Below are 25,246 nucleotides of genomic sequence, written 5' to 3'. Positions count from 1 at the left end.
GTCAATCATCGTGGTATCGAATAAAAAGTTTTGAAACGCCCTAAATGGCCCGGCCCACCAAATCAGACACCACAAGGGGTACCGCTTCGGTAGCATTTTGAGGTATTATGGTCAAGTTCATATAATCGACTTCTTTAACATTGGGTTTGGGGTCTATAAAATAAATTGGAGCTCCGTGCTTGACATAATTTACTAGACCAGCTGCCGGGTATACCCGTAATGAAGTTCCAATGATGAGTAGTATATCGGCATTTTGGGTGAGGTATACTGCCTCTTCAAGCAAGGGCACTTCCTCTCCGAACCATACAATGTGGGGGCGTAATTGATAACCATTTTTACAATTATCACCAAGGTTGAGGTCTTTTTTCCAATCTAAAATTAAACTAGGATCTCCCGTACTTCTTACCTTTAGTAATTCTCCGTGTAGGTGTAAGACAAGTGAACTACCTGCTCGCTCGTGTAAATCATCAACATTTTGGGTTATAATGGTTACATCGAATTTATCTTCTAGACGGGCTAAAGCCTTATGGGCCTTATTGGGTAACACTTGTAACAGCTGCTTTCTTCTTTGGTTATAGAAGTCCAATACTAACGCAGGATTCTTGGCAAATCCAAAGGGCGAGGCAACCTTTGCTACGTCATGGCCTTCCCATAGGCCATCTGCATCTCGAAAAGTGTTGATTCCACTTTCAGCACTTATTCCAGCTCCTGTAAGAACTACGATTCTTTGCTTCATTGGGCTAAAATAGACTTTTTATAAAAAAACTATAATTTGTTTAAATTAATTTTAAATTTTTTAAACATAAAGCAGATTGCTACATTTTTTTACTTTACGTGTATATTTGACAATAGGTGGCTGAGGTCAGCGTAGTAGGGCTAACCTCAATATTCTCAAAATAAAATTGCTTTTAGTAATTTTAGCCCTATGATCGACCTTAAACTTTTGTCGTACCTGGAAGGCTTCATTACAGAAGATCGAAAAAACCGTTTCGAAAGTATTTTGGAACGACGTACAAATTATATTACCGTAGCGATCGAAGATGTCTTTCAATTACATAATACCAGTGCCGTGGTGCGAAGTTGCGAGGTATTTGGTGTGCAAGAGGCACATGTAATTGAAGGTCGGTTTGGTAAACGGCTTGACGAAAATATTGCTATGGGCGCCCAAAAATGGGTAGATGTACACACTTATGCCAGTAGTTCCGATTGCATAAAAGAACTTAAAAACAAAGGATATCGTATTGTAGCGACATCACCCCATAACGAGAGTTGTATGCTTAACGATTTTAAGTTTGAGGGAAAAACAGCCCTTTTTTTTGGTACGGAAAAAGAAGGATTGAGCAAGGAAGTATTAGATGCCGCCGACGGATATTTGAAAATCCCTATGGAAGGTTTTACCGAGAGTCTGAATATTTCGGTATCTGCCGCAATAATACTGCAGCACCTGACTACGAAACTTAGAAAAGAAAAAATTGATTGGCAGTTGACCGAAGAGGAAAAGCTAGAAAAGCATTTGGATTGGTCCAAAAAGTCAATACGAAGTATTGATGATATTTTGGCGAGGTATTATGGGAAAAATTAATTTTCTCTCTACATTTAAGGGTTAACCAGCTAATGTTCAGTTAAATGACGATTTTAATTTATATTATAGGGGGTATTACCGTACTTATCGTACTATTGATGTTGATTGCACCAAAGACCTACCATGTTTCCAGATCTATTATTATTTCGAAGCCAAGGATCGAGGTTTTTAAGTATCTGAAATCCCTCAAAAAAATGGATGAGTGGTCTCCATGGGCGACGCGAGATCCCAATATGAAAAAAAGGTTTACGGGAATTGATGGTGAGGTAGGGGCAATCAGTTATTGGAACGGTAATAAAGATGTCGGTGAGGGCGAACAAGAGATTATGAAGGTTATTGATGGTGAACGAATAGAGTCGGAACTAAGGTTTTTGAAACCTTGGAAATCGACCTCCGATTGCTATCTTCAGGTTGAAGATGAACAACATGGTCAGACAAAAGTCATTTGGGGCTTTATGGGGGGTAATAGGTTTCCAATGAACATTATGATATTGTTCAGGAGTATGGATAAAATGGTCGGCAAAGATTTTGAAGAAGGCTTAAACAACATGAAGGATGTTCTAGAAAAATAGGGAAACGCTTGTTAGATGGCCATCTATTTAGCTAATTCTAAAAGAGCAATATCATTATTATTATCTAAAATAGCTTTCCCGTTTTTGACCATTATTTCTGTTTGTGAATACGTATCGAATAATTTTGTGCCATCCCCAAAAAAACCTTTGACCCATAGAGATTTTTTACCCTTCGGTAAATCTAATCCTACAACCACTTTGTCCTTAAAATCACCATCAATAAAGGTTCTACTGAAAACATATGGTTTTTTGCCTAACCTTTTATGTTTACCAGCACCAATGGCTGGGTGATCATGGCGAAATTTTCCAACTTTCTGCCAATGAGCATGTATTTCTTGTATGTTCTTTAGGCTATCTAGCTCTTCCCAATTCATGAAAGAACGTAATGTAGCATCACCATCGGTACCTTCAATGGTAAGGCTTCTAGCTGTTTCATCGCCATAATAAATCTGTGAGGCACCAGGTGTTAATAATAATATATTGGCTGTTTTAAATGGCTCTTTACGCTGTTTGTCGTAAGGCTCCAAGTCATCGTGTGATGTTAAATAGTTTAGAACACTCTGGTCTTTCAATTCAGTATGCAGCAGTGTACTGTATTTGGCAAATATGGTTTCATAATTTTTTTTACCATCTTTTTTTAGCTCAAAATTGATCAAGCTTTTAAACCCGTGGTTAAAATAATCAACTTTTCTATCGCCAAAATCATATGTTCTTCCGCCAGAGATACCATAGTTGTAGACTTCCCCTACCATAAAAAAAGGCTTGTCATCCAAGATTTCATCAGGGTTTTTTTTCTTCCACGTTTCAAAAGCGTATGAAGCTTCTTTGTACAATTCTGTCCAAGCATTTTCATTAACGTGTTTTACGGTATCGACCCTAAAACCGTCAATTCCGAAGTCATTGATATAGTCGGTCAACCATTTTATAATATAGAACCTTGGGGCTCTAGGGTAACCGGTACGTTCAAAAAATAATTGCAATTCATCAAGTTCGGTGCTGAGTCGGCCTTCTTCTTTCCATTTGGCCAAAAGTGGGTCGGGTAATTTGACCGGCTCGTCAGATTCGGTCAATATATCGGGTAAATTTTCGACCAATGTACAACTTGTAGTATTCTTGTAGGTGGTAAAATCACATAGTGGTCCCGTTCGAACCCAATCGGCGGGCCAAACGGGGTCTGAATCGGTAACAGGCCCAGTGTGGTTCAAGACAACATCCATCAGAATACGAATTCCTTTGGCATGAGCGGTTTTTACTAAGCTCTCCAAGTCTTCCCTCGTGCCGAAATTAGGGTCGATGGCCGTCCAATCTTTGGCCCAATAGCCATGGTAGCCAGACGTGTTTCCAGTACTTTCATCAGTATCGCCATGAATTTGTTCTACGATAGGCGTAAACCAAATAGCATTAACGCCCAGTTTTGTAAAATAGCCTTCGCGTATTTTTTGGGCGATACCTTGAAGATCCCCCCCCATAAAACCACGTAAAGGACCAGTGGGGCTTGTTCTGTCAAAGTTTGTATCATTTTGTCCGTTCCCGTTGTAGAAACGATCGGTCAATAAAAAATAGATATTTGCCCCTTCCCAGTAGAACGGAATGCTTTTGGTCGAATCAGGGATGGTATTGGTCACTATGGCCGTTTCTTTGGTTGGTTGTTTTTTTTCTTTGCAGGAAAAGAAAATGATAAAAATAGAAACAGCGACTAGCAGTTTTTTCATAGACATCTATTTTTATCTAAAGCTATAAAATGCTAGGGGAAATATAAAATTTATTTTTCCCTGTTCAAAACTTTGAATTCTTCGTAACAGCTACTAATGGCATCGAGTATTTGAAGATCGTTCGCTGTGGTAATAAATGATTTGGAGTAACTGCAATTGTTAAGTATGTCTTCAATGTCTACTTTTTCGATTTGAAGAAGTTCTATTAGTGTTTCCCTATCAAATTTAGATGCCAGAAGATCACGTATTTGATCATCTTCCTTTACTTGGCGCAGTTTGCGCATTTGATTGGGCTTTTTTCCAAACAGATTACGCAGTAAGTCTGCAGGGTTGAGTATAGCTCCTAGCACTTTGGTTACGGCACTCGGATTTTTTTTACCTGCTTCATAACCTACGGAGAGACCTGAAATGCTATACTGATAGGCGTTGTTGATAGGAAGGTTTTTAACATCTATTTCCAAATAGCCCGTAAGCTGATAGGGGCGAACGATAACTTCTTCAAGTGCATAGGCCAATTCTGTCAGCGATATTTTTGTTTGTCCAAACTTAAACATATCGTTGGTAACCCTGATTTTTTGTGATTTAAAACCCAGAAAAGAAAAATATAGGGTGTCATTTACGACTGCGGGAATTGAAAATTCACCGTCTTTATTGGTAATGGTTCCTTTAACCTGATTAAGGTTTACGACATGTACGCTTGACATGGTAGCACCCGTTTGGGCATTGACGACAATAGCCTCTAATCTGTCGTTTTCTTGTGTATCTTGAGAAAACCCAATGACACTGACAAGCACAAAAAATAAAAATAAGCGTTTTCCCATTAATTCGATTTCCTGATTTTAAAAATACTAAACAAAACAAAAAAATACGCCGAAGCGTATTTTTTAATATACAATTAACTAAAAGAAATCACTTTTTCTTTTTTTGCTACGTCTTTTGCCGGAATGTGCAGCCTTGTTATTGGAGCTTCGATCTCTCCGTCGACCAGCGCTTCTATCCTTGTTTCTTCCTCGACCTTTGTCTTTGCCACGCCGACCTTGACCACCGCCCCCTCCAGGGTTTTTAGAGACTTCGACATTGATGAACCTTCCGTTAAGTTTAAATTCCGTAAAAGTGGAAAGAATCAAATCGGTTACCGAGGCTTCGGTATTGAAAAATGAAAAACTGTCTTTTACATCCACTTTGTAAATGTCGTCTCTTCCTAAACTCAGCGTATCTTTTAAGAAATCTTTTAAGGTCATCCAATCATACCCATCTTTTTCGCCGACATTTATGAAATATCGTACAGATCCGTTATCGGAGAAACTAGATCCACTTTCGTTGCTTCTATTTCGTTCACTACGTGAATCAGGACCCGAAGTATTCAAGTCTTTCGATTTGCTATAATAATTGTAGAAACGCGTAAACTCGACAGATATAATTTTTTTAATCAGCTCTTCACGATCTATGCCGTTCAATACGTCGTTGATTGCGGGAAGATAATTATCGACTTCTTTATTTACTTCAGTGTCCTTAATTTTATTCGCTAGATGATATAGCTGAATTTCACATATCTCGATGCCAGTCGGAATTTTTTTGGAAATAAAGTCTTGCTTTATTTTTTGTTCTATCCCTTTGATCTTGCGCATTTCACTACGCGTGACAATGACCATTGATATGCCAGATTTTCCTGCTCTACCAGTACGACCACTGCGGTGGGTGTACGTTTCGATTTCATCGGGTAATTGGTAGTTGATTACATGGGTAATATCATCAACATCTATTCCGCGGGCGGCAACATCGGTCGCTACCAGCATTTGAATTTGTTTCTTTCGAAAGGCTCCCATGACCAAATCACGTTGATTCTGGCTAAGATCACCGTGTAGTGCACCGGCATTGTAACCATCTTCAATCAGTTTTTCGGCTACTCTTTGTGTATCTCTTTTGGTTCTGCAAAACACAACAGAGAAAATGTCAGGGTTGGCATCGGCCAATCTTTTTAATGCAGGATATCGGTCTCGACCCCCTACAACATAATACTCATGTTGAACGGTTGAAGTACCGGCATTCTTGGTTCCCACAGTAATTTCCTTTGGGCTATGCATAAATTTTTTGGCGATTACCGAAACTTCTTTGGGCATGGTGGCCGAGAATAGCCATGTTGACTTTTCCTTGGGGGTATTGGATAGAATTTCTTTGATATCCTCATAAAAGCCCATATTCAACATTTCATCGGCCTCATCAAGAATACAGTAGTCTATTTTTGAGATGTCAACTAGACCACGGCCTATCATGTCTTTCATTCGGCCGGGAGTAGCAACAACGATTTGTGCTCCCCTTTTTATCTGTCTTGCTTGATCGGTGATGCTTGCTCCACCATAAATAGCTACAGTATTCAATCCTTTGGCATACTTCGAATACAGCTGCATTTCATTTGTAATCTGCAAACAGAGTTCTCGGGTTGGGGAAAGAATCAGGCCTTGTGTAGTTCTGCTTTCGCTGTTTATTTTTTGAATTAAAGGAAAACCAAAAGCGGCAGTTTTACCGGTTCCTGTTTGGGCAAGTGCCACGAGGTCGGTCTCATCTTCCAATAAAATTGGGATTGCTTTTTCTTGTACTTCTGAAGGACTTTCGAATCCTAAATCGGCAATTGCATCCAATAGGGACTTGTCAAGCCCTAGTGCTTCAAATTTTGTCATAATAAGTTATTACTTAATCGCAAATATGTGTGTTGCATAGAGCGATTATCGTGTATAACCCATTGGACTCAGCGCAACACCTGCCATACCGGCGGCGTTAATTAAGCGGCAAAGGTACTCTTTATTATTTAATTGATGACATAAGGCCGAATTTCGACCTCAAATAATAATGGTAAGATTTACTGAACATTCTATTGAAGCCCACCCTGACTTTGATGTTTTTTGGTTTCATGAGATGCTTTCCAGATAATCTATAAGTTGTTTTATGGCCTGGCCGCGATGACTTATGCTATTTTTTATTTGAAGTGACAGCTCTGCAAATGTTTTATTGTAGCCATTGGGTCTGAAAATGGGGTCGTACCCGAAACCTTTTGTTCCTTTTTTCGAATGAATTATTTCTCCTTCTACAATACCGGTGAAGAACTTGCGCTGATCCTCGAGGTTTAATGCGATTACAGTCTTGAATCTTGCTGCTCTGCTTTTTTTGTCTTTAAGAGCGGTCAACAGTTTATCCATGTTGTCGTTCGAGCTTTTTTGCTCTCCGGCATATCGGGCCGAAAGCACCCCGGGCTCCCCATTTAAACTAGCTACGAGCAAACCGGTGTCATCGGCAAAACAAGGATAGCCAAAATTAGTAGTTACATAGTCGGCTTTTAGTTGGGCGTTTCCTTCGAGGGTCGTTGCCGATTCTTCAATATCAGCGTTGCAACCGATATCTTGGAGTGATAGTAGATTAATATGTTGCGGAATCAATAATTTGACCTCATCGAGCTTATTTTGATTATTGGTGGCAAAAACAATTTTCATGGCAAAGAGGGTGACATTTATTAACTGCTTCAAAAGTAGTAATTTTAGACACTTATCGTTTTGTTCATATGAAGTTAAAAGTACCGCCGTTTCTTGTCTTTTTAATTTTTGCATTGTTGATGTACCTAAATGCGAGATGGTTGCCTGTCGGTTACTTTGATTTTTTTGGTAGGGTATATGTGATGGGGGGCTTGTTGGTTGTTGCGGTAGCCATTATTTTGATTTCGTTGATTCAATTTTTTAGGGCCAAAACTTCAGTAGACCCCACTAAGCCCTCAAAAGTTTCGAGTTTGGTGACAGACGGACTTTACAAATATTCTAGAAATCCGATGTACTTGGCGCTTCTTCTTTTATTATTGGCTTGGGGTCTTTGGTTGGGAAATGCGTTCAATACACTTTTGGCGGCTTTGTTTGTCGGGTATATGAATCGGTTCCAGATTTTGCCTGAAGAAGAAGCTTTGCTCAGGGCTTTTGGGAAAGAGTATCAACAGTATGTGACTAATGTTAGACGTTGGTTTTGAATATTAGTGAATTTGCTTATAATGTCATTTTATTGGCTTTTATGCTTATATTTTTAATTATTAGCTTTTTAGCTTATATTTTTATATATTAGCGTTTTAACTAATATATTTATGGTAGCTATTATCACTGGCGATATTATTAATTCTCAAAACCATACAAGTTCAGAATGGTTGGGCATCTTGAAGAATTATTTTTCTCAATTGGGAGAATCTCCTATGGATTGGGAGATATATCGGGGAGACGAATTTCAGCTAAAGGTACCATGTGAAGAGGCCTTACGTGTAGCAATACATGTTAAGGCATTGATCAAATCGGTTAAAAACCTTGATGTACGAATGGGTATTGGTCTAGGGGAAGAAACCTTTGCCGGTACCGGAGTAAGTGAGTCAAATGGTCCGGCTTATCAACGTTCAGGTAAAATTTTTGATTCTTTAAGGGAAGATAAGCTTAATCTAACCGTGGCTACAGGTAATGAACATCATGATGGCACCCTTAATCTCATGTTGAAATTGGCTTTGAATTTTATGGATGACTGGAGTTCCGTTTCAGCTGAAATCGTGGCATTGGCATTAGAAAATCCTGAAGCGTCACAACAAGAGATAGCCGAAAAACTTAATATACGGCAGTCTGCCGTAAGTCAACGTCAAAAGCGGGCGCGGTTGGATCTTGTATACGATTTACTAAACTACTACGCACAGAACATCAAAAATATGGTAGCATGATTTTATTTATAAAACTTTTCCTAGCGCATTTAATAGGTGATTTCTTGTTGCAACCCAAAAAATGGGTAATACATAAAGAGGCCAAGAAAATAGCCTCAAAGTATTTATATATTCATGTGCTGCTACATTTTGCACTTACGATACTACTGCTTTGGAATGTCGATTACTGGAAGTTGGCACTACTAATTGCCGTTTCACATTATCTTATTGATCTTTCCAAATTATATGCGGGTCACTTGTTCAAGTTGAAAAGCACTCCCTTTTTCATCGATCAAATGTTACACATTTTAGTACTTTATGTTTGCGCTTATTATACAGACTTGGCAGCGCATACGATTTCATTGTTTTCACAATTGGATTGGGCCTTGGTCACAGCCATAGTATTTGTTACTTTTCCTGCGGCGATTATTATGGGGAAGCTGCTCGAGGGCATGTCCGATCAAATTGAACTAGATCATAGGTCACTGCCCAACGCAGGTAAATATATAGGTATAATAGAACGGCTATTTGTTCTTGCATTTATAATTTTAGGTAGGTGGGAGGCTATCGGGCTGCTTATCACGGCAAAATCGGTATTTCGATTTAACGATTTGAAAGAGCGTAACAGCCGAAAACTTACCGAGTATATCTTGATCGGAACCTTGCTGAGTTTCGGAATGGCCATCGTTACAGGTATTATCTACACACAAATCAAATAGAACAGTCTGAACATATGTAATTGGAGATGGTTAGAAAGTGCCTAATGTTTTTAGGTTTAAATTCAATAAACCACTACCATTTTGTTTTATTTTATTGATTGTAAAATTTAGACTGAATTAATTTTTACTTTTGCGATCTAATCTTTTTTAAAACATGGTAGAAGTGGGCAGAAAGTACGTTTTTGATTTTGATAGCACTTTGACAAGAGTCGAAGCCTTGGATGTCTTGGCTGAGATGACCTTGCAAGGAAAATCGAATAAAGATGAGGTAATTGGTGAAATTCAAAAGATAACCAATTTGGGTATCGACGGTGATATTTCCTTTACTGAATCGTTGGAGCGGAGAATAAAGTTACTGAATGCCAATAAGTCTGATTTAGATGGTCTGGTTGCTGAATTGCGTCAAAAAATATCCAAATCGATCGAATCGAACAAGGAATTTTTTGAGAAGTTTGCTGACGATATCTACGTGATTTCCTGTGGTTTTAAAGAATTTATTGATCCTATTGTAAAGGAATACAATATTCCTTCTGAAAGAGTATATGCCAATACGTTTGAGTTTGATTCCGACGGAAATATTATAGGCTTTGATGAGGAGAACGTTTTGGCGACACACAACGGTAAGATTCAATGCTTGAGAGATTTAAATCTTGATGGTGAGGTACAGGTAATTGGTGATGGTTATAGTGATTATGTAATGCGTGAAGCGGGTATCGCCCATAAATTTTTCGCTTATACCGAAAATGTACATCGAGAAAAAGCGGCTAGCAATGCAGATCACGTAACTCCGAATTTAGATGAGTTTTTATTTGTGAACGATTTGCCGCGTAATATTTCCTATCCAAAGAACAGAATAAAAATACTGCTACTTGAAAATGTGCATCCGGCAGCTTTTGATAACCTCTCCCAAGACGGATTTTCCGTCGAATTGGTAAAGCATAGTTTGTCAGAGGAAGAATTGATAGCGAAAATAAAGGGAGTTCATGTTTTGGGTATACGTTCGAAAACACAAGTGACCCAAAAAGTTATAGAAGCAGCGAACAAATTATTAGTGGTCGGGGCTTTTTGTATCGGAACTACACAAATAGACCTTGATTATTGCCGAAAAAAGGGTATTGCAGTCTTTAACGCCCCCTATAGCAACACACGTTCCGTTGTTGAATTAGCGATTGCCGAGATAGTGATGTTGATGCGAAACGTATTTCCTAGAAGTACGGAGATACATGGCGGTCAATGGAACAAAACCGCTATTAATTCCAGGGAAATACGTGGTAAGAATCTGGGTATTGTTGGTTATGGCAATATAGGAAAGCAGCTATCGGTTCTAGCCGAGGCAATGGGTATGCGGGTTTATTACTATGATGTTAACGACCAATTGGCGCTAGGAAATGCCGTTAAGTGCAATACGTTAGAGAACTTATTGAATGTTTCCGATGTAGTCACCCTTCATATCGATGATAATAAGGCAAATAAGAATTTTATTGGTGAGCGTGAAATCAATCAGATGCGAGACGGGGCCATGTTGATCAACCTTTCCCGTGGTTTTGTTGTTGATATTCCGGCTTTGGTCAATGGTTTGAAGAGTGGTAAGCTTGGTGGGGCCGCGGTCGATGTTTATCCTGAGGAACCAAGAAGCAATGGTGATTTCAGAACAGAGCTTCAAGGTTTGTCAAATGTGATATTGACGCCGCATGTAGGGGGTAGCACCGAAGAGGCACAGCGGGATATTGCCGATTTTGTGCCTAATAAAATAATGGACTATATCAACTCGGGTAACACGGTAGATGCGGTTAACTTCCCGAATATTCGATTACCTAAACAAACGAATGCACACCGGTTCTTGCATATTCACAAAAATGTTCCGGGTATTATGGCTAAAATCAATGAGGTATTGGCTAAATACGGACTGAATATTACAGGACAATATCTTTCGACCGATAGTGAGGTAGGCTATGTAATAACAGATTTGGATAAGGAATATAACAAAGAAGTTGTTAAGGCACTGAAAAAGGTTGAGAATACCATTAAATTTAGGGTGTTGTACTAGCAACCGTTGTTGAGTTTAATGGTGGTGGTACGGTTCGTTTTTAAGAATCGTAAAAGCTCTGTATAGTTGTTCGACTACAAATAATCGAACCATTTGGTGTGAAAAAGTCATTTTCGATAGACTGATTTTTCCTTGGGCTTTTTGATACAAGGCATCACTGAACCCGTATGGGCCACCAATTACGAAAACCAGTTGTTTCATTCCTGAATTCATTTTTTTTTGAAGGTATTCCGAAAATGTAACGGAAGTAAATTGTTTTCCATTTTCATCCAATAGCACTACAACATCTGTAGGGTTCAGCTTTTTGAGTATAAGTGCTCCCTCTTTTGTCTTTTGTTGGATTTCCGATAGGTTTTTGACATTTTTAATGTCAGGAATGATTTCCAGTTCAAATTTTATATAATGTTTCAGTCTATTTTGGTATTCCGAAATAAGCTGTTGCAGTTGATTGCTATCGGTTTTTCCTATGGCCAAGAGTTTAATTGTCATAAGGCAAAAGTAACTTTCAATTGCCAAATTGGAAAATCGTACCTAAAGAATAACTACGTATTCAAGAATCAAGTTCGAACCCGCAACTACAAAACGAAACTATTTGTTAATTTAGCATGAGAACAAAACACCATTAATGATTACACAAGAACAATTTCAGAGGGAAATCGATATTATTATTAAAAATGCCATTCGTGAAGATGTTGGCGATGGTGACCACAGTTCATTATCTTGTATTCCGAAGAACGCCATGGGAAAAGCTAAACTATTGGTTAAAGATGAAGGAATCATTGCGGGGATAGATTTTGCCAAAAAAGTGTTTGCCGACGTCGATGAAGCCATGGAAATTGAAGTGAACTTGCAAGATGGTGCCAAGGTCAAATATGGTGATATTGCTTTTTTTGTGTCGGGGAGATCGCAAAGTATCTTGAAAGCTGAGCGTTTGGTGTTGAATGCCATGCAGCGCATGAGCGCCATAGCAACGAAGACGCATTCATTTGTCGAATTGTTGGAAGGTACCGATACCAAAATTTTAGATACGCGCAAGACTACCCCCGGTATACGGGCTCTTGAGAAGTGGGCAGTGAAAATTGGGGGAGGGGAGAACCACCGTTTTGCACTGTACGATATGATTATGCTTAAAGACAACCATATCGACTTTGCAGGGGGCATCACAAAGGCAATTCGAAAAACTCAGGATTATTTAAAGGAAACCGGAAGGGATTTAAAAATAATCGTAGAAGCTAGAAATTTGAACGAGGTTGAAGAAATTATTCAGTCAGATGGAGTCTATCGTATTTTGTTGGATAACTTTGACTACGACGATACGCGGTCTGCAGTTGCTTTGATAGGAGATAAATGTCTTACGGAATCTTCAGGAAACATTAATGAGAAAACGGTTCGAAAATATGCTGAATGTGGAGTTGATTATATCTCTTCCGGAGCATTGACGCATTCGGTTTATAATATGGATTTAAGCCTTAAAGCGGTGTAGATGTCCAAAGAAATTGCAGAAAAACTGGATAAAATACCCATTTTGAAATGGGTAGTCCGTTTTTTGAAAAAAATACAATTGCCCGCTTTTGAGGGCCTGTCGTTATATGGCCTTTTGGAAATTTATATTGTGGGCATAGTCGAAGGGGCACTATCTACTAGAGCGAGTTCTATTGCTTTTAGTCTTTTTTTGGCACTTTTTCCATTATTGATTTTTTTGTTTAACCTGGTGCCGTTTATTATTCCTTATGTCAGTGTCGGGGATGATTCTTTTGATGCCCAGCTTTTGATTTTTCTGGAGACATTTTTGCCTACGGCTACTGGAGATTATTTTGGTGACATCTACCATCAGATAAAAGATCAAAAACAGAGCGGACTATTATCGTCTGCCTTCGTAGTGTCCATTTTTTTAATGGCCAATGGGGTAAACGCCATCTTCGCAGGTTTTGAGACTTCATACCATGTAAAACTCAATCGAAGTTTTTTTAGACAATATGCAGTGGCATTGATGGTAGGCCTTATTCTTTCTATTCTTTTAATAGTAGGGGCCATTGTTTTCGTATATTTTGAGTTTTACGTATTGGGTTATCTTAGTGAATTCGCTGCATATTCCGAAGGTTCTAACCTTGAGGAAGGCGATATACTGGCGGTGCAAATCGGTAAAGTGCTGTTTCTAACATTGCTTTCCTATTTGATAACGGCCATACTCTACTATTTTGGTACACGGGAAGGAAAAAATGCAAAATTCTTTTCTTTGGGAGCGCTTATGACGACCCTATTGTTCTTGTTGACATCGTATCTTTTCGGGATATATGTGGAAAAATTTGCCCGATACAACGAATTGTACGGCGCTTTGGGAGGTTTGTTGATTTTATTGGTGTTTATTTGGTTAAATTCCAATATATTACTGCTGGGGTTTGAACTGAATGCAACTTTAAACTCCCTAAGAAAGAATTATAGCAAGAATGGAGAAAGCCAATAAAGTATTTATTATATGTACAATATTCTTATTATTTAGTCAAATTTTACAATCACAGACGGTATTTGGAACATGGAAAACAATCGATGACAGAACGGGCAAACCCAAGGCTTTGATCGATATTTATGAAAAAGACGGATTGATGTATGGTCATGTTGTGGAGATTTTGGAAGAAGGGAAAGAAAATTTTATTTGCAGCAAATGTGATGATGAACGCAAAGATCAGCCCGTGTTGGGCATGACAATAATCGAGGCAGCCGAACATCAGGGTAAAGGAGTATATAAGGGAGACACGCTTTTTGATCCCCAACAGGCAATGACATTCAGGTGTAAAATTTGGCTTAACCCTGATAATCCCGATGAACTTAAAGTCAGGGGTTATTTAGCCTTTATTTATAGAACACAAACCTGGCTCAGGGAAGAGGGTTAAGTGGTATTTTTGAAGTATGCAGCATTTTGTCAACGTTATCTTGCCGATTCCATTAGCAAAACTTTTTACGTATAGTATTTCCGAAGATGAGGCGAAATTTTTAAAGCCGGGCATGCGGGTGGCTGTACCGTTTGGTAAGTCTAAAATATATACGGCGTTGGTAAACGATGTGCATAATAATGCCCCAGTAGCTTACAACGCCAAAGAAATTCACCAAATATTAGATGAAGCGCCTATTGTAAATGAAATACAATTACAGCATTGGCGTTGGATCGCTGAATATTACATGGCAACCGTGGGTGAGGTTTTCAAAAGCGCCGTGCCAAGTGCATTTTTGTTGGAAAGCGAAACCCTGATTCTTAAGAACCATGCATATAATGTGGATGAGAATACACTTCAAGATGATGAATTTTTGGTGTTTGAAGCCTTGCAGCATCAGACATCTTTGAAAGTGCATGAGGTCGCGGCTATAATCGATAGAAAAAATGCCCTTCCCGTTTTGAACCGATTGCTTGAGAAGAATGCTATTCTAATTAAGGAAGAAATTTTTGAGCAATACCGACCAAAACTGGTGCGTTATGTAAAACTTGGAAAAGAATATGCTTCCGAAGCTAAGCTTGAGCTTCTGTTACAAAACCTGACGCGAGCGCCTAAACAAAGTCAGGTGGTACTTTCACTTTTTCAACTACAAGCCGGCAATACGAAGCCCATAAAAGTCGATGACTTGGAAAAAATGAGCGGTGGTTCGAAAGCGGTAATCAAATCATTGATCGAAAAGGAAATATTGGAGGAGTACTTTATTCAAACGGATCGGGTGAATTATGACGAGGGCGGGGAAAATATGAGTATCAAGGCACTCAACGAATATCAGAAAAAGGCTTTTGAGGATATTTCCGAAAACTTCGAAAAGGGAAAGGTGACTTTGCTTCATGGAGTGACATCCTCTGGAAAAACAGAGGTATACGTAAAATTGATAGAACAATGTTTGCGTTCAGGTAAGCAAGCTTTGTATTTGCTTCCTGAAATTGCTTTGACAACACAGCTAATAGTTCGATTACAGGGGTATTTCGGAGAGAAGGTGTCTGTCTATCATTCAAAATACAACGTTCAGGAAAGAGTAGAGGTTTGGAGAAATGTGGCGCTCAAAAAAAGTAAGGCACAAATCGTGATCGGGGCGAGATCTGCATTGTTTCTGCCTTTTTCAGATTTAGGATTGATCGTCGTCGATGAAGAACACGAGAGTTCTTATAAACAATTTGATCCCGCTCCCCGATATCATGCGAGAGATGCGGCCATCGTACTTGCCACCTTACATAAAAGCAATATTTTATTAGGTTCGGCAACACCGAGTATTGAAACTTATTTTAACGTTCAAACTGGTAAATATGGGTATGCCGAGATAAGTCGTCGATATGGTGACGTACTGTTGCCTGATATGGAGCTGGTTGATTTAAAAGAAGAAACTCGTAAGCGAAGAATGAAAGGTCACTTTTCAGAGCGTTTGTTCGATGAAATTGGTGAAACCCTCGAAGCAGGCGAACAAGTGATTTTGTTTCAAAACAGGAGGGGCTTTGCACCTGTAGTCGAATGTACTACTTGTGGCCATTCGCCACAATGCCCAAACTGCGATGTGAGCTTGACCTATCATGAATATAAAAAACAATTGCGATGCCACTATTGTGGTCACCATATCGCACTGCCAGAGAGCTGCCCGGCATGTGGTAGCCAGACGTTGGATACCAAGGGTTTTGGTACCGAACAGGTAGAAAAAGAATTGGAAACCCTGTTCCCAAATGCGAAAGCATGGCGAATGGATTTGGACACGACCCGGGGCAAGTTTGGCTATGAGAAAATAATCAATGCTTTTGAGCAACAGGAAATCGATATTCTAGTAGGCACGCAAATGTTGACCAAGGGCCTTGACTTTAGAAATGTGGGCCTTGTGGGCATTATGAATGCAGATACCCTATTGTATTTTCCAGATTACCGGGCCCATGAACGTAGTTTTCAATTGCTCACCCAGGTGGCCGGTAGGGCAGGGAGAACACAAAAGAGAGGAAAAGTGCTTATACAGAGTTATAATCCCTATCATCAGATTCTAAAACAGGTAACGACCAGTAGTTATGAAGAAATGTTCAAAGAACAAGTGTATGAGCGCGAACAGTTTAAATATCCACCGAATAACAGGATAATTAAATTAACCTTCAAGCATAAAGACTATAATAGATTAAACGAAGCTTCGGCATGGTTTGCCAAAGCACTTCGTAATGTATTTGGGCAAGGGGTGTTGGGCCCCGAGTACCCACCAGTGGCTCGAATTAGAAATCAGTATTTGAAGCATATTATCGTTAAGATACCTAAAAAACAATCGATGTCTAAAACAAAAAATAGCATTAAAAGAATTTCTAATTCTTTTAATGCTATTGCCCAGTTCCAAAGTGTTCGTATTATCTACAATGTAGATCACATTTAGGTACCTGGTTTATACGTTGTTCAATGCTTCCGCTAATTCCGTTTTTTTGTTTCTGCTCAATGGAATGGAACGTCCGCTAACTTCAACATTCTTGCTGTTGAATTTTTCTACTTTTTCTAAATTTACGATATATGATTTATGAATGCGTAGAAATTTATCTTCCGGTAGTTGTTTTTCAAAGGATTTCATTGTTGAAAGAATAACAATATTGGCCTCATCGGTCACCAATTTGATGTAATCTCCAAGTGCTTCTACCCACTTGATGTCATTCAGTATAACCTTTCTCTTTTTAAGGTTGCTTTTTACGAAGATATGTTCTTCATCTTCGTTGACCCTATGCATTTGCTCATATTTGGCCACGGCTCTCTTTACCGAAGCATCAAAACGTGCCATGGTAATAGGTTTGTGTAAATAATCGGTAACGTCATAATCAAAGGCCTTGAGGGCATAATCAGGTTTACCGGTAATTAAAATGACTTGAGGACTGTTTTCCAATGACTCGAGTAGGTCGAATCCGTTGATTATGGGCATTTCAACATCAAGGAAAATTAAGTCTATTTCGTTGTTTTTGATGCCGTTCTTGGCTTCAATGGCATTGGTGTACTCAGCCACCATAGCCAAATTGGGATGGCTGTTGACCAGCTTCGCCACTGCCATGCGCTGCATAGATGAATCATCTACGATTATACTTCTTAATTTCATAAATGGATTGATTTGAGGGGTTAAATCATCGACAAATTACTGAAAAAACACGTTAAACGGCAATAAAATTTGTAAACTTTGCATAAAATACTGTGTAATTGACAATGACCATACTTTAAATTTAGGTTAAGTTCGATTATTATGATATTTAACCATAACGAAGATTTTTCCGTTTTCTTGTAAATAGTCGTAAATATTCTTACTTTTGCGCTCCTTAAAATATAAATTAATATGAACCATTACGAAACTGTTTTCATTTTGAATCCCGTTCTATCTGATACCCAGATAGAGGAAACAGTTAAGAAATTCGAGGATTTCTTAATTAACAATGGAGCCAAAATGGTCTCCAAAGAAAATTGGGGGCTAAAGAAATTGGCCTATCCCATACAACACAAGAAAAGTGGTTTTTACCATTTGTTCGAATTTACCGGTCCTGGTGAAGTCATTGGCTCGTACGAGCAAGAGTTCAGAAGAGATGAGCGTGTGATGCGTTTTTTGACCGTTAAATTAGATAAGCACGCAATTGAGTGGGCTGAGAAAAGAAGAAGTAGGTTAAAAACTAAAGCGTAAGAACATGGCAACTTTACAACAACAGGCGAAAGGAAAAAAAGATGGGGAAATCAGGTATTTGACCCCATTGAATATTGAGACAAACACCAAAAAGAAATATTGTCGGTTCAAAAAATCAGGTATCAAGTATATCGATTATAAAGACGCTGATTTCTTGATGAAATTGGTGAACGAGCAGGGGAAATTGCTTCCCAGAAGACTAACAGGAACTTCCTTAAAATATCAACGAAAAGTGGCCCAAGCGGTTAAAAGAGCGCGTCATATAGCTTTGATGCCTTATGTTGGTGATTTATTAAAATAAAAGAAAAGTACTATGGAAGTTATATTAAAACAAGATGTAGAGCACTTGGGCTTTAAAGATGATTTGGTAAGTGTTAAGAATGGCTATGGTAGAAATTACCTTATTCCTCAAGGATTGGCCACTATCGCTACCTCTTCCGCCAAAAAAGTGTTGGCCGAAAATTTGAAGCAAAGGGCCCATAAGGAAAAGAAAGTAGTAGATGCCGCCAATAAAACTGCCGAAGCTTTAAAAGGTCTTGAAATGAAGATTTCAGCGAAGACAGGAGCCGGTGATAAATTGTTCGGATCGGTTACTACTATCGATTTAGCAGAGGCGTTGAGCAAGGAAGGACATGCTATAGACAAAAAATATATTAACATTCAGGGTGGTTCAGTAAAAAGAACGGGACCATACAATGCGCAGATCAGACTGCACAGGGATGTTGTTGTCGACTTTGCCTTCGAAGTGGTCGCTGCCCAAAAATAGCCTATTAAACGGTTGATAAGTTAAAGGAGTTATGCATGCATAACTCTTTTTTTTTGTTTTATTTTAGAGTAAACTAACACTTCTCGATTATGAAACAAAAAATACTACTATTTGTCTGCCTCCTTTTTTTAACTTTTTTGGCCACAGCGCAAGTAACCACTTCGAATATTAGAGGAACGGTAGTTGACAATCAAAACGAACCGCTTTTGGGGGCCAACGTAGTGGCCCTGCATACGCCCACAGGAACAAAATATGGGGCTATTACTAATGAAGATGGTAGATTTAATCTATTGAATCTAAGAGTTGGTGGGCCTTACGAAATAACGATTTCCTATATTGGTTTTCAAAGTTATGGGCAAGGTGATATACTTTTGACACTTGGAAAAACATTTAACCTTGATGTCACTTTGGTATCGGAAAGCCAATCGCTTGACGAAGTTATTGTAGTCTCTGATCAGGCAGGCACTTTCGGTAGTGATAGAACCGGGGCTGAAACTTCGGTAGGTCGAAGAGAACTAACACGATTGCCTACCATCTCAAGATCAACAAATGATTTTACGCGATTGGAACCGACCGCCAGCGGAGGCTCTTTTGGTGGTAGAAATGACCAGTACAATAATTTTTCGTTGGATGGCGCTATTTTTAACAACCCTTTTGGTCTTGATGCTGCACAACCAGGTGGGCAGACCGAGGCGAACCCCATTTCAATTGATGCTATAGAACAGATTCAGGTAACCACGGCTCCTTACGACGTTACTTTGTCGGGTTTCACAGGTGCTTCAGTCAATGCAGTAACCAAAAGCGGAACCAATGAATTTTACGGTACGGTGTACGGTTTTTTTAGAAATGAAGACATGACCGGAGGTAAAATCAAAGGTCAAGATGTCTTTAAGGCAGACCTCAGTCAAAGTCAATATGGAATCAGTATCGGGGGGCCGATAATAAAGAATAAATTATTCTTCTTTGCTAATTTTGAACGCGATGAAAGAAGTGATTTGGGTTCTGCCTTTCTTCCGAATCGCGGAACAGGTGCGATCAATGAATCTCGGGTGTTGGCTTCCGATTTTGAATTGGTTAGTAATGTGCTCCGACAAGTATCAATAGGTGATGGCGAATTCTATGACCCGGGGAGGTTTGAAGGATTTAATTTTGATCAAGAATCTACCAAGGGTATTTTTAAGTTGGATTGGAATATCAACGACAAAAACAGGCTTGCCGTTATCTATAATTTCTTGGATGCGTCCAAAGAAAAGCCTGCTCACCCCACGGCTTTGGGCTTTAGGGGGCCGAACCCTACGACCTTGCAATTTGAAAATGCCGGATACCAAATAAATAATAAAATAAATTCGGTGCAGGTGGAATTGAATTCGACCTTGTCTGATGACGCCATTAACAAATTACAGGTGGGTTATACCGTTTTTGATGATTTCAGAAATCCCAAATCAACACCGGCTCCGGCAATAACATTACTGGATGAATCTGGAGGTTCTAACTACATTATTGCTGGCCACGAGCCATTTTCTATTAATAATAAATTGGATCAAAAGGTTTTTCAATTAACAAACAACCTAAATTTTTTCAAGGGAGACCACACTTTTACGGTCGGCATATCCTTTGAGAAATTTCAGTTTGCCAATTCATTCAATTTAGGAGGATACGGGGCCCAAGGTACTTTCTTTCCAACAGGTTCGATTGCCGATTTTAGGGATTCTGCAAATGAGGCCGACTTAGTAGCCTTTTATCAAAGTGCCATCAATTCGGCCATTTCAATACGCAATACTTCTGAAGCCAATGGCACCGGAAATATGGGCGGATGGGCTTTGGCTGAAACAAATGTGGGCCAATTGGCATTTTATGCCCAAGATGAATGGAATGCTACTGAGAACTTTAAGTTGACCTACGGTGTAAGATTTGACAAGCCATTGTATTTTGATACGGCCGAAAAAATACGGGAAAATATTGCCAGAAAAGGGGGCGCGACCGGAACCTATGTGCCGTCGATACCCTATACGGATCCAGAAACAGGAAGCCAAGTTTTTTTAGACTCCGAGAAGATGCCATCAAATGATTTATTAGTTTCACCTCGAATAGGTTTTAATTGGGATGTCAAAAACGATAGAACCCTGCAGGTAAGAGGTGGAACCGGATTGTTTACGGGGCGATTTCCATTTGTTTGGTTGGGCAATCAAGTACAAGGGGTAGATGTATTTTTCTATCAGATTATAGATCCTGAATATAAGTGGCCACAAGTCTGGCGTACAAGTCTTGGTGCAGATTATAAAATGGAGAATGGCATCGTTTTTACTACGGATCTGTCGTATACCAAAGATGTTAATGCGGCCCATGTTCAGAACTGGGGGTTGGGCGAACCGTCTCAAACTTTGAACGGAGTTGATAATAGACCTTATTATGCCGATAGTGATTTTGGTAATAATGGGTATGTTTTTTCCAATTCGGATAAAGGTCGGGTGATAAATGCCGTATTAAAGGCACAAAAGAACTTTAATAATGGTTTGTTTACGAGTCTTGCTTATAGCTATTTGAATTCAAAAGATGTAAATTCTATCGAAGCCGAAATTACCGGTGATGCTTTTGATGGAAATGCGATTGCAGGAAATGCCAATAATGACGTGCTTTCCTTTTCGAAATATGGTGATACGCACCGATTTATAGGAGTAATTTCAAAAGCCTTCAAAACAGGCACGACAATTTCCTCGTTTTTTGAATATGCCCAAGGCGGGCGATACAATTATTTGAATGCGGGCAACATCAACAATGATCAAGTAGGATCTCGAAATAACGATTTAATATATATTCCGACAGCTACGGAAGTAAATCAGATGACCTTTAGTGGTGCAGGGCAGGCCGAGGCCTACGAAGCCTTTATTCAACAAGATGATTATTTAAACGATAACCGCGGAAGCTATGCCGAGAGATATGGGGCATTGTCGCCTTGGAGAAGCCGATGGGACATGAAAATTTTACAGGATATCAAATTTGGCAACAAGAATACGCTACAATTAAGCTTAGATATATTGAACTTGGGAAATTTAATTTCTTCCGATTGGGGTGTGGTACAAATACCTACAAACCAAGAAGTCTTGGGCGTGACGGTCGATGCCGACCGAAATCCGATTTATACCTTTGATCCCGACCTAAAAGAGACTTTTAGTTTTGACTCAAGTCTGCAATCGCGATGGCAAGCCCAATTAGGTGTACGATATACGTTCAATTAACAACAAAATCCTTAATTTTGCACCGCCCCAAAAAGGGCGGTTTTTTTATGAAATATACACGACTTACAAAAGAGCAGTTGGAGGAACTGCATCAAGAGTTTATCAACTTCTTGGCTACCCAGTCGATTACTGGCGACGAATGGAAGAATTTAAAGGAAGAGAAGCCGAATGTGGTGGAAGATGAAATCGATGTTTTTAGTGATCTCGTTTGGGAAGGCGTATTGAATAAGGTAAAATACTTGGAGAATATTTCGGCCCAACAAATGCATCTTTTTCATACTACGGAAAAGGAAATGAAATTGATTTCGGTAAAGGTGATGAATCCCGATATTGATTTAACAACGAGTGTAGGCTTTAATTGGTTTAAAAAGAACTGGCAATCCGATTTTGTCGACTACCTTACCGCTTCAAAAGCGTATACTGAAGATAAAAACCTTGATAAATTCAAGTTGATACAACAAGGTGCCGTTATTACCAAAGGAGAGCTATACCAATGGTTTGATAGTATCATCGGATAAGTCGATTTTCAATAGCGTAGCGAAAAATTAAGAATAAACCCTGGCTGATCTCCCTGAAACGGTCGAAAGAGGATTTATAAAAGAACAAATTTAAATGGCACAAAAACCGGGCATACCTAAAGGAACACGAGATTTTTCGCCTTCTGAAGTTGCGAAACGCAATTATATTTTTACGATTATTAAGAAGCATTTCGAAACTTTTGGTTTTCAACCCATAGAAACGCCTTCTTTTGAGAATTCGGAGACGTTGATGGGCAAGTACGGGGACGAAGGGGATCGGTTAATCTTTAAGATTTTAAATTCCGGGGATTTTTTAGGTAAAGTCAACGCCACCGCATACGATTCCAAAGATTCAGGTAGACTAAGTGCTCAAATCTCCGAAAAAGCACTCCGCTATGACTTGACCGTACCTTTTGCACGGTATGTGGTGATGCACCAAAATGAAATTGATTTTCCCTTTAAACGTTACCAGATACAACCGGTTTGGCGTGCCGACCGACCACAAAAGGGGCGTTTTCGTGAGTTTTATCAATGTGATGCCGATGTTGTCGGTGCTGATTCGTTGTTACAAGAAGTTGAATTTGTACAGTTATACGATGCCGTATTTACTGAGCTTGGGTTGAACGGCGTCAATATAAAACTGAACAATCGTAAAATATTGGCGGGTATTGCCGAAATCATCGGGGCAAAAGATAAGTTGATCGATTTTACGGTGGCTTTGGACAAGCTGGATAAAATTGGGGAAGATGGCATAAAGAAAGAAATGTTGCAAAAAGGCATTTCGGAGGAAGCTATTACCAAGGCGTCCCCATTATTTTCGCTTTCCGGTACGAACGCTGAACAATTAGCTGTGCTTAAAGAATTATTGGCTACTTCTGAAGAGGGTTCAAAAGGCGTTGAAGAACTTCAATTTATTGTTGAAACTATTGAAACGTTGGGTTTACGATCGGCACAACTTTCGATTGATGTTACCTTGGCACGCGGACTCAATTATTATACAGGAGCCATTTTTGAAGTCGGTGCTCCTCAAGGCGTAAAAATGGGTTCCATTGGCGGGGGTGGTCGTTATGATGATCTCACAGGTATCTTCGGGCTTAAAGATGTGAGCGGTGTTGGTATCTCCTTTGGTTTAGATCGCATTTATTTAGTTTTGGAGGAATTGGGATTGTTTCCAGAGGCTATAGACCGGTCTTTAGAGGTGCTTTGTCTCAACTTTGGGGATAGAGAAGCCTTGGTGGCGTTGAAATTGGTAAGTGTGCTTAGAAGTGCTGGGGTAAAAGCAGATTTATATCCTTCCAATGCTAAAATTCAGAAGCAGTTTAAATATGCCAATAACCGCAATGTTCCTTATGTTGTTTTGATTGGGGAGCAAGAATTAAACGATAATTCTTTTGTAGTAAAAAATATGGCAAGTGGAGAACAAAATACCTTTACCTTGGCCGATGCAGAAATGTTCGTACGACAATTGACGGAGGCCTAAAGAAGTATCGGGTATTTAAAAAGACTATTTTGTACGGGTAGTTTTCAGAGGTTAGGCTTCGCTTTTTAGCATTAGTATACTTCCAATTCATTTTTTAACTTAGAACCGCACGAAAGTAATCTTAGCTTTGAGTGGGTTTCTTGGTGTGCTATTCAAATGGCGTTTTAACCTTTTACTCCTTCAATATGTATACAAAAAAGCGATTTTCGATAAAAAATATGATGCTCTGGACACGGGTCGAGACCTTTTGGTTCGTGGTCATTGCATTTGCGGAAGTATTATTGTTTGTGCTCTTTGATAGCCAATGGCTGCATATACCTTTTACCCCCGTAGCCCTGATCGGTACAGCTGTTGCTTTTGTTATTGGTTTTCAGAATAATGCCGCTTATGGAAGAATTTGGGAAGCACGACAGATTTGGGGTGCAATCGTGAATGCCTCGCGTACTTTTGGTATTAAGGTTCAAGATATGGTAACGAACGAGTATGCAGAAAAGAAAGTGCCAGAGGAAGAGCTTTACCAAATAAAAAAAACGCTCATACATCGACATATTGCCTGGTTGACAACGCTACGGTATGCCATGAGGCAACCTAGGCCTTGGGAGTACGTACTAGACCAGAAAACCAATAAAGAATGGTCAGGTATGATTCATGTACCCGAACGAGTTACCAAAATGGAAGATGAATTGGATAGTTACCTTTCGTCGGAAGATATGGCATATATTGATGGGAGGGCCAATAAGCAAACCGCCGTTTTGTACCTGCAGTCGAAACATCTTAGGGAGCTTAAGGAAAAGAAGCTACTTTGGGAATTTTCCTTTTTGGAAATGGAGAGTCTTTTGGAAGAACTGCTCACACACCAAGGGAAATCGGAACGAATTAAAAATTTTCCCTACCCAAGGCAATTTGCAACCTTAATGCATTATTTTACATGGCTTTTCATCATATTATTACCTCTGGGAATTGCACCTCAATTCGCTGATATAGGTCTCGAAATGTCTGAGCAATTTCCGAAATACGGACGTTATTTTGTTTGGCTCTCCGTTCCTTTCTGTGTTGTTGTTATGTGGATATTCCATACCATGAACCGAATAGGAAGTGTAGGTGAGAATCCTTTTGAGGGTTCGGCAAACGATGTTCCCATTTCGACTATGGCCCGTGGCATAGAAATTGATCTTAGGGAAAATTTGGGCGAACCGAAAGATGTTATTCCAAAACAATTCCCTGCCTATAAAGATGTACAAATGTAGGTGCTAAGGATTTCGACAATTCT

The 25,246-nt window shown here is 39.3% G+C and carries 24 protein-coding genes; 17 read left to right on the top strand and 7 right to left on the bottom strand.

The features are described from left to right. Positions 1 to 40 precede the first annotated feature (40 nt). Positions 41 to 736 carry an NAD-dependent deacylase gene (locus AACZ88_RS11575; protein WP_339710235.1) on the bottom strand — a complete coding sequence of 232 codons (696 nt, stop codon included), beginning with the start codon at positions 734 to 736 and terminating at the stop codon, positions 41 to 43. Between the two features lie 189 nt (positions 737 to 925). On the opposite strand from AACZ88_RS11575, the gene AACZ88_RS11570 reads away from it, so the two are divergent. Together AACZ88_RS11570 and AACZ88_RS11565 are read left to right on the top strand one after the other, a co-directional pair. Next, positions 926 to 1,582, top strand: a complete 657-nt coding sequence (locus AACZ88_RS11570; protein ID WP_339710234.1) for an RNA methyltransferase — start codon at positions 926 to 928, stop codon at positions 1,580 to 1,582. Positions 1,583 to 1,626: 44 nt separating this feature from the next. Further along, positions 1,627 to 2,154 carry an SRPBCC family protein gene (locus tag AACZ88_RS11565; RefSeq protein WP_339710233.1) on the top strand — a complete coding sequence of 176 codons (528 nt, stop codon included), beginning with the start codon at positions 1,627 to 1,629 and terminating at the stop codon, positions 2,152 to 2,154. A gap of 23 nt (positions 2,155 to 2,177) precedes the next feature. On the opposite strand, the gene AACZ88_RS11560 is transcribed toward AACZ88_RS11565, so the two are convergent. The 4 genes from AACZ88_RS11560 to AACZ88_RS11545 form a co-directional block, all read right to left on the bottom strand. Then, positions 2,178 to 3,866: an alpha-amylase family glycosyl hydrolase gene (locus AACZ88_RS11560; RefSeq protein WP_339710232.1), complete on the bottom strand. Its 1,689-nt coding sequence runs from the start codon at positions 3,864 to 3,866 to the stop codon at positions 2,178 to 2,180. A 50-nt stretch (positions 3,867 to 3,916) separates the two neighbouring features. Next, positions 3,917 to 4,687: a carboxypeptidase-like regulatory domain-containing protein gene (locus tag AACZ88_RS11555; RefSeq protein WP_339710231.1), complete on the bottom strand. Its 771-nt coding sequence runs from the start codon at positions 4,685 to 4,687 to the stop codon at positions 3,917 to 3,919. Between the two features lie 78 nt (positions 4,688 to 4,765). Next, positions 4,766 to 6,544, bottom strand: coding sequence for a DEAD/DEAH box helicase (locus AACZ88_RS11550; protein ID WP_339710229.1), 1,779 nt, complete (start codon positions 6,542 to 6,544; stop codon positions 4,766 to 4,768). A gap of 228 nt (positions 6,545 to 6,772) precedes the next feature. Then, positions 6,773 to 7,351, bottom strand: coding sequence for a non-canonical purine NTP diphosphatase (locus AACZ88_RS11545; RefSeq protein ID WP_339710657.1), 579 nt, complete (start codon positions 7,349 to 7,351; stop codon positions 6,773 to 6,775). 68 nt (positions 7,352 to 7,419) lie between these two features. Here AACZ88_RS11545 and AACZ88_RS11540 point away from each other — a divergent pair, with 68 nt between their 5' ends. The 4 genes from AACZ88_RS11540 (at position 7,420) to serA (ending at position 11,340) form a co-directional block, all read left to right on the top strand. After that, positions 7,420 to 7,872 (top strand): isoprenylcysteine carboxylmethyltransferase family protein, encoded by a 453-nt coding sequence (locus AACZ88_RS11540; protein ID WP_339710227.1) that lies wholly within the window; start codon positions 7,420 to 7,422, stop codon positions 7,870 to 7,872. A 111-nt stretch (positions 7,873 to 7,983) separates the two neighbouring features. Further along, complete coding sequence (locus AACZ88_RS11535) at positions 7,984 to 8,595, top strand: SatD family protein (protein ID WP_339710225.1); 612 nt, start codon at positions 7,984 to 7,986, stop codon at positions 8,593 to 8,595. After that, complete coding sequence (locus AACZ88_RS11530; protein ID WP_339710223.1) at positions 8,592 to 9,293, top strand: DUF3307 domain-containing protein; 702 nt, start codon at positions 8,592 to 8,594, stop codon at positions 9,291 to 9,293. Before AACZ88_RS11535 ends, AACZ88_RS11530 begins: the two co-directional genes overlap by 4 nt. Before the next feature lie 154 nt (positions 9,294 to 9,447). Next, positions 9,448 to 11,340: a phosphoglycerate dehydrogenase gene (serA, locus tag AACZ88_RS11525; protein ID WP_339710220.1), complete on the top strand. Its 1,893-nt coding sequence runs from the start codon at positions 9,448 to 9,450 to the stop codon at positions 11,338 to 11,340. Between the two features lie 15 nt (positions 11,341 to 11,355). Here the strand turns inward: serA and rlmH are convergent, their stop codons facing one another. Beyond that, complete coding sequence (rlmH, locus tag AACZ88_RS11520; RefSeq protein WP_339710217.1) at positions 11,356 to 11,829, bottom strand: 23S rRNA (pseudouridine(1915)-N(3))-methyltransferase RlmH; 474 nt, start codon at positions 11,827 to 11,829, stop codon at positions 11,356 to 11,358. Between the two features lie 136 nt (positions 11,830 to 11,965). On the opposite strand from rlmH, the gene nadC reads away from it, so the two are divergent. From nadC to priA, 4 genes are read left to right on the top strand one after another with little or no spacing between them, the layout of a single operon-like run. After that, a complete protein-coding gene (gene nadC, locus AACZ88_RS11515; protein WP_339710215.1) occupies positions 11,966 to 12,823 on the top strand; it encodes a carboxylating nicotinate-nucleotide diphosphorylase in 858 nt (285 codons plus the stop codon). Then, positions 12,824 to 13,804: a YihY/virulence factor BrkB family protein gene (locus tag AACZ88_RS11510; RefSeq protein ID WP_339710212.1), complete on the top strand. Its 981-nt coding sequence runs from the start codon at positions 12,824 to 12,826 to the stop codon at positions 13,802 to 13,804. It abuts the gene before it with no gap. Continuing rightward, positions 13,788 to 14,231: a DUF2147 domain-containing protein gene (locus AACZ88_RS11505; protein ID WP_339710209.1), complete on the top strand. Its 444-nt coding sequence runs from the start codon at positions 13,788 to 13,790 to the stop codon at positions 14,229 to 14,231. The genes AACZ88_RS11510 and AACZ88_RS11505 overlap by 17 nt, the downstream gene beginning before the upstream one ends. 16 nt (positions 14,232 to 14,247) lie before the next feature. Further along, the gene (priA, locus tag AACZ88_RS11500; protein ID WP_339710206.1) at positions 14,248 to 16,704 is read left to right on the top strand and encodes a primosomal protein N'; all 2,457 of its coding nucleotides are present in this window, start codon (positions 14,248 to 14,250) and stop codon (positions 16,702 to 16,704) included. Positions 16,705 to 16,713: 9 nt separating this feature from the next. Here priA and AACZ88_RS11495 read toward each other — a convergent pair whose 3' ends face one another. After that, positions 16,714 to 17,406 (bottom strand): LytTR family DNA-binding domain-containing protein, encoded by a 693-nt coding sequence (locus tag AACZ88_RS11495; protein WP_089885665.1) that lies wholly within the window; start codon positions 17,404 to 17,406, stop codon positions 16,714 to 16,716. Between the two features lie 231 nt (positions 17,407 to 17,637). On the opposite strand from AACZ88_RS11495, the gene rpsF reads away from it, so the two are divergent. The 7 genes from rpsF to AACZ88_RS11460 all read left to right on the top strand — a co-directional run bounded on the left by rpsF (position 17,638) and on the right by AACZ88_RS11460 (position 25,223). After that, positions 17,638 to 17,976, top strand: a complete 339-nt coding sequence (gene rpsF / locus AACZ88_RS11490) for a 30S ribosomal protein S6 (protein WP_339710201.1) — start codon at positions 17,638 to 17,640, stop codon at positions 17,974 to 17,976. Between the two features lie 4 nt (positions 17,977 to 17,980). Next, on the top strand, positions 17,981 to 18,277 hold the full coding sequence (rpsR, locus tag AACZ88_RS11485) for a 30S ribosomal protein S18 (protein ID WP_089885658.1): 297 nt from the start codon (positions 17,981 to 17,983) through the stop codon (positions 18,275 to 18,277). Between the two features lie 12 nt (positions 18,278 to 18,289). Further along, complete coding sequence (gene rplI / locus AACZ88_RS11480) at positions 18,290 to 18,742, top strand: 50S ribosomal protein L9 (RefSeq protein ID WP_339710190.1); 453 nt, start codon at positions 18,290 to 18,292, stop codon at positions 18,740 to 18,742. An 89-nt stretch (positions 18,743 to 18,831) separates the two neighbouring features. Then, positions 18,832 to 21,978 carry a carboxypeptidase regulatory-like domain-containing protein gene (locus AACZ88_RS11475; RefSeq protein ID WP_339710187.1) on the top strand — a complete coding sequence of 1,049 codons (3,147 nt, stop codon included), beginning with the start codon at positions 18,832 to 18,834 and terminating at the stop codon, positions 21,976 to 21,978. 47 nt (positions 21,979 to 22,025) lie between these two features. After that, positions 22,026 to 22,496 carry a DUF6495 family protein gene (locus AACZ88_RS11470; RefSeq protein ID WP_339710184.1) on the top strand — a complete coding sequence of 157 codons (471 nt, stop codon included), beginning with the start codon at positions 22,026 to 22,028 and terminating at the stop codon, positions 22,494 to 22,496. A 94-nt stretch (positions 22,497 to 22,590) separates the two neighbouring features. Continuing rightward, positions 22,591 to 23,976, top strand: a complete 1,386-nt coding sequence (gene hisS / locus AACZ88_RS11465; protein ID WP_339710181.1) for a histidine--tRNA ligase — start codon at positions 22,591 to 22,593, stop codon at positions 23,974 to 23,976. Between the two features lie 185 nt (positions 23,977 to 24,161). Then, positions 24,162 to 25,223, top strand: coding sequence for a bestrophin family ion channel (locus tag AACZ88_RS11460; protein WP_339710178.1), 1,062 nt, complete (start codon positions 24,162 to 24,164; stop codon positions 25,221 to 25,223). Positions 25,224 to 25,246 lie beyond the last annotated feature (23 nt).

The organism is uncultured Kriegella sp. (assembly GCF_963975415.1).
Classification (GTDB): domain Bacteria; phylum Bacteroidota; class Bacteroidia; order Flavobacteriales; family Flavobacteriaceae; genus Kriegella.
Note: the sequence above shows the minus strand (reverse complement) of the source record. Positions and strands in the feature narration are given on the sequence as shown.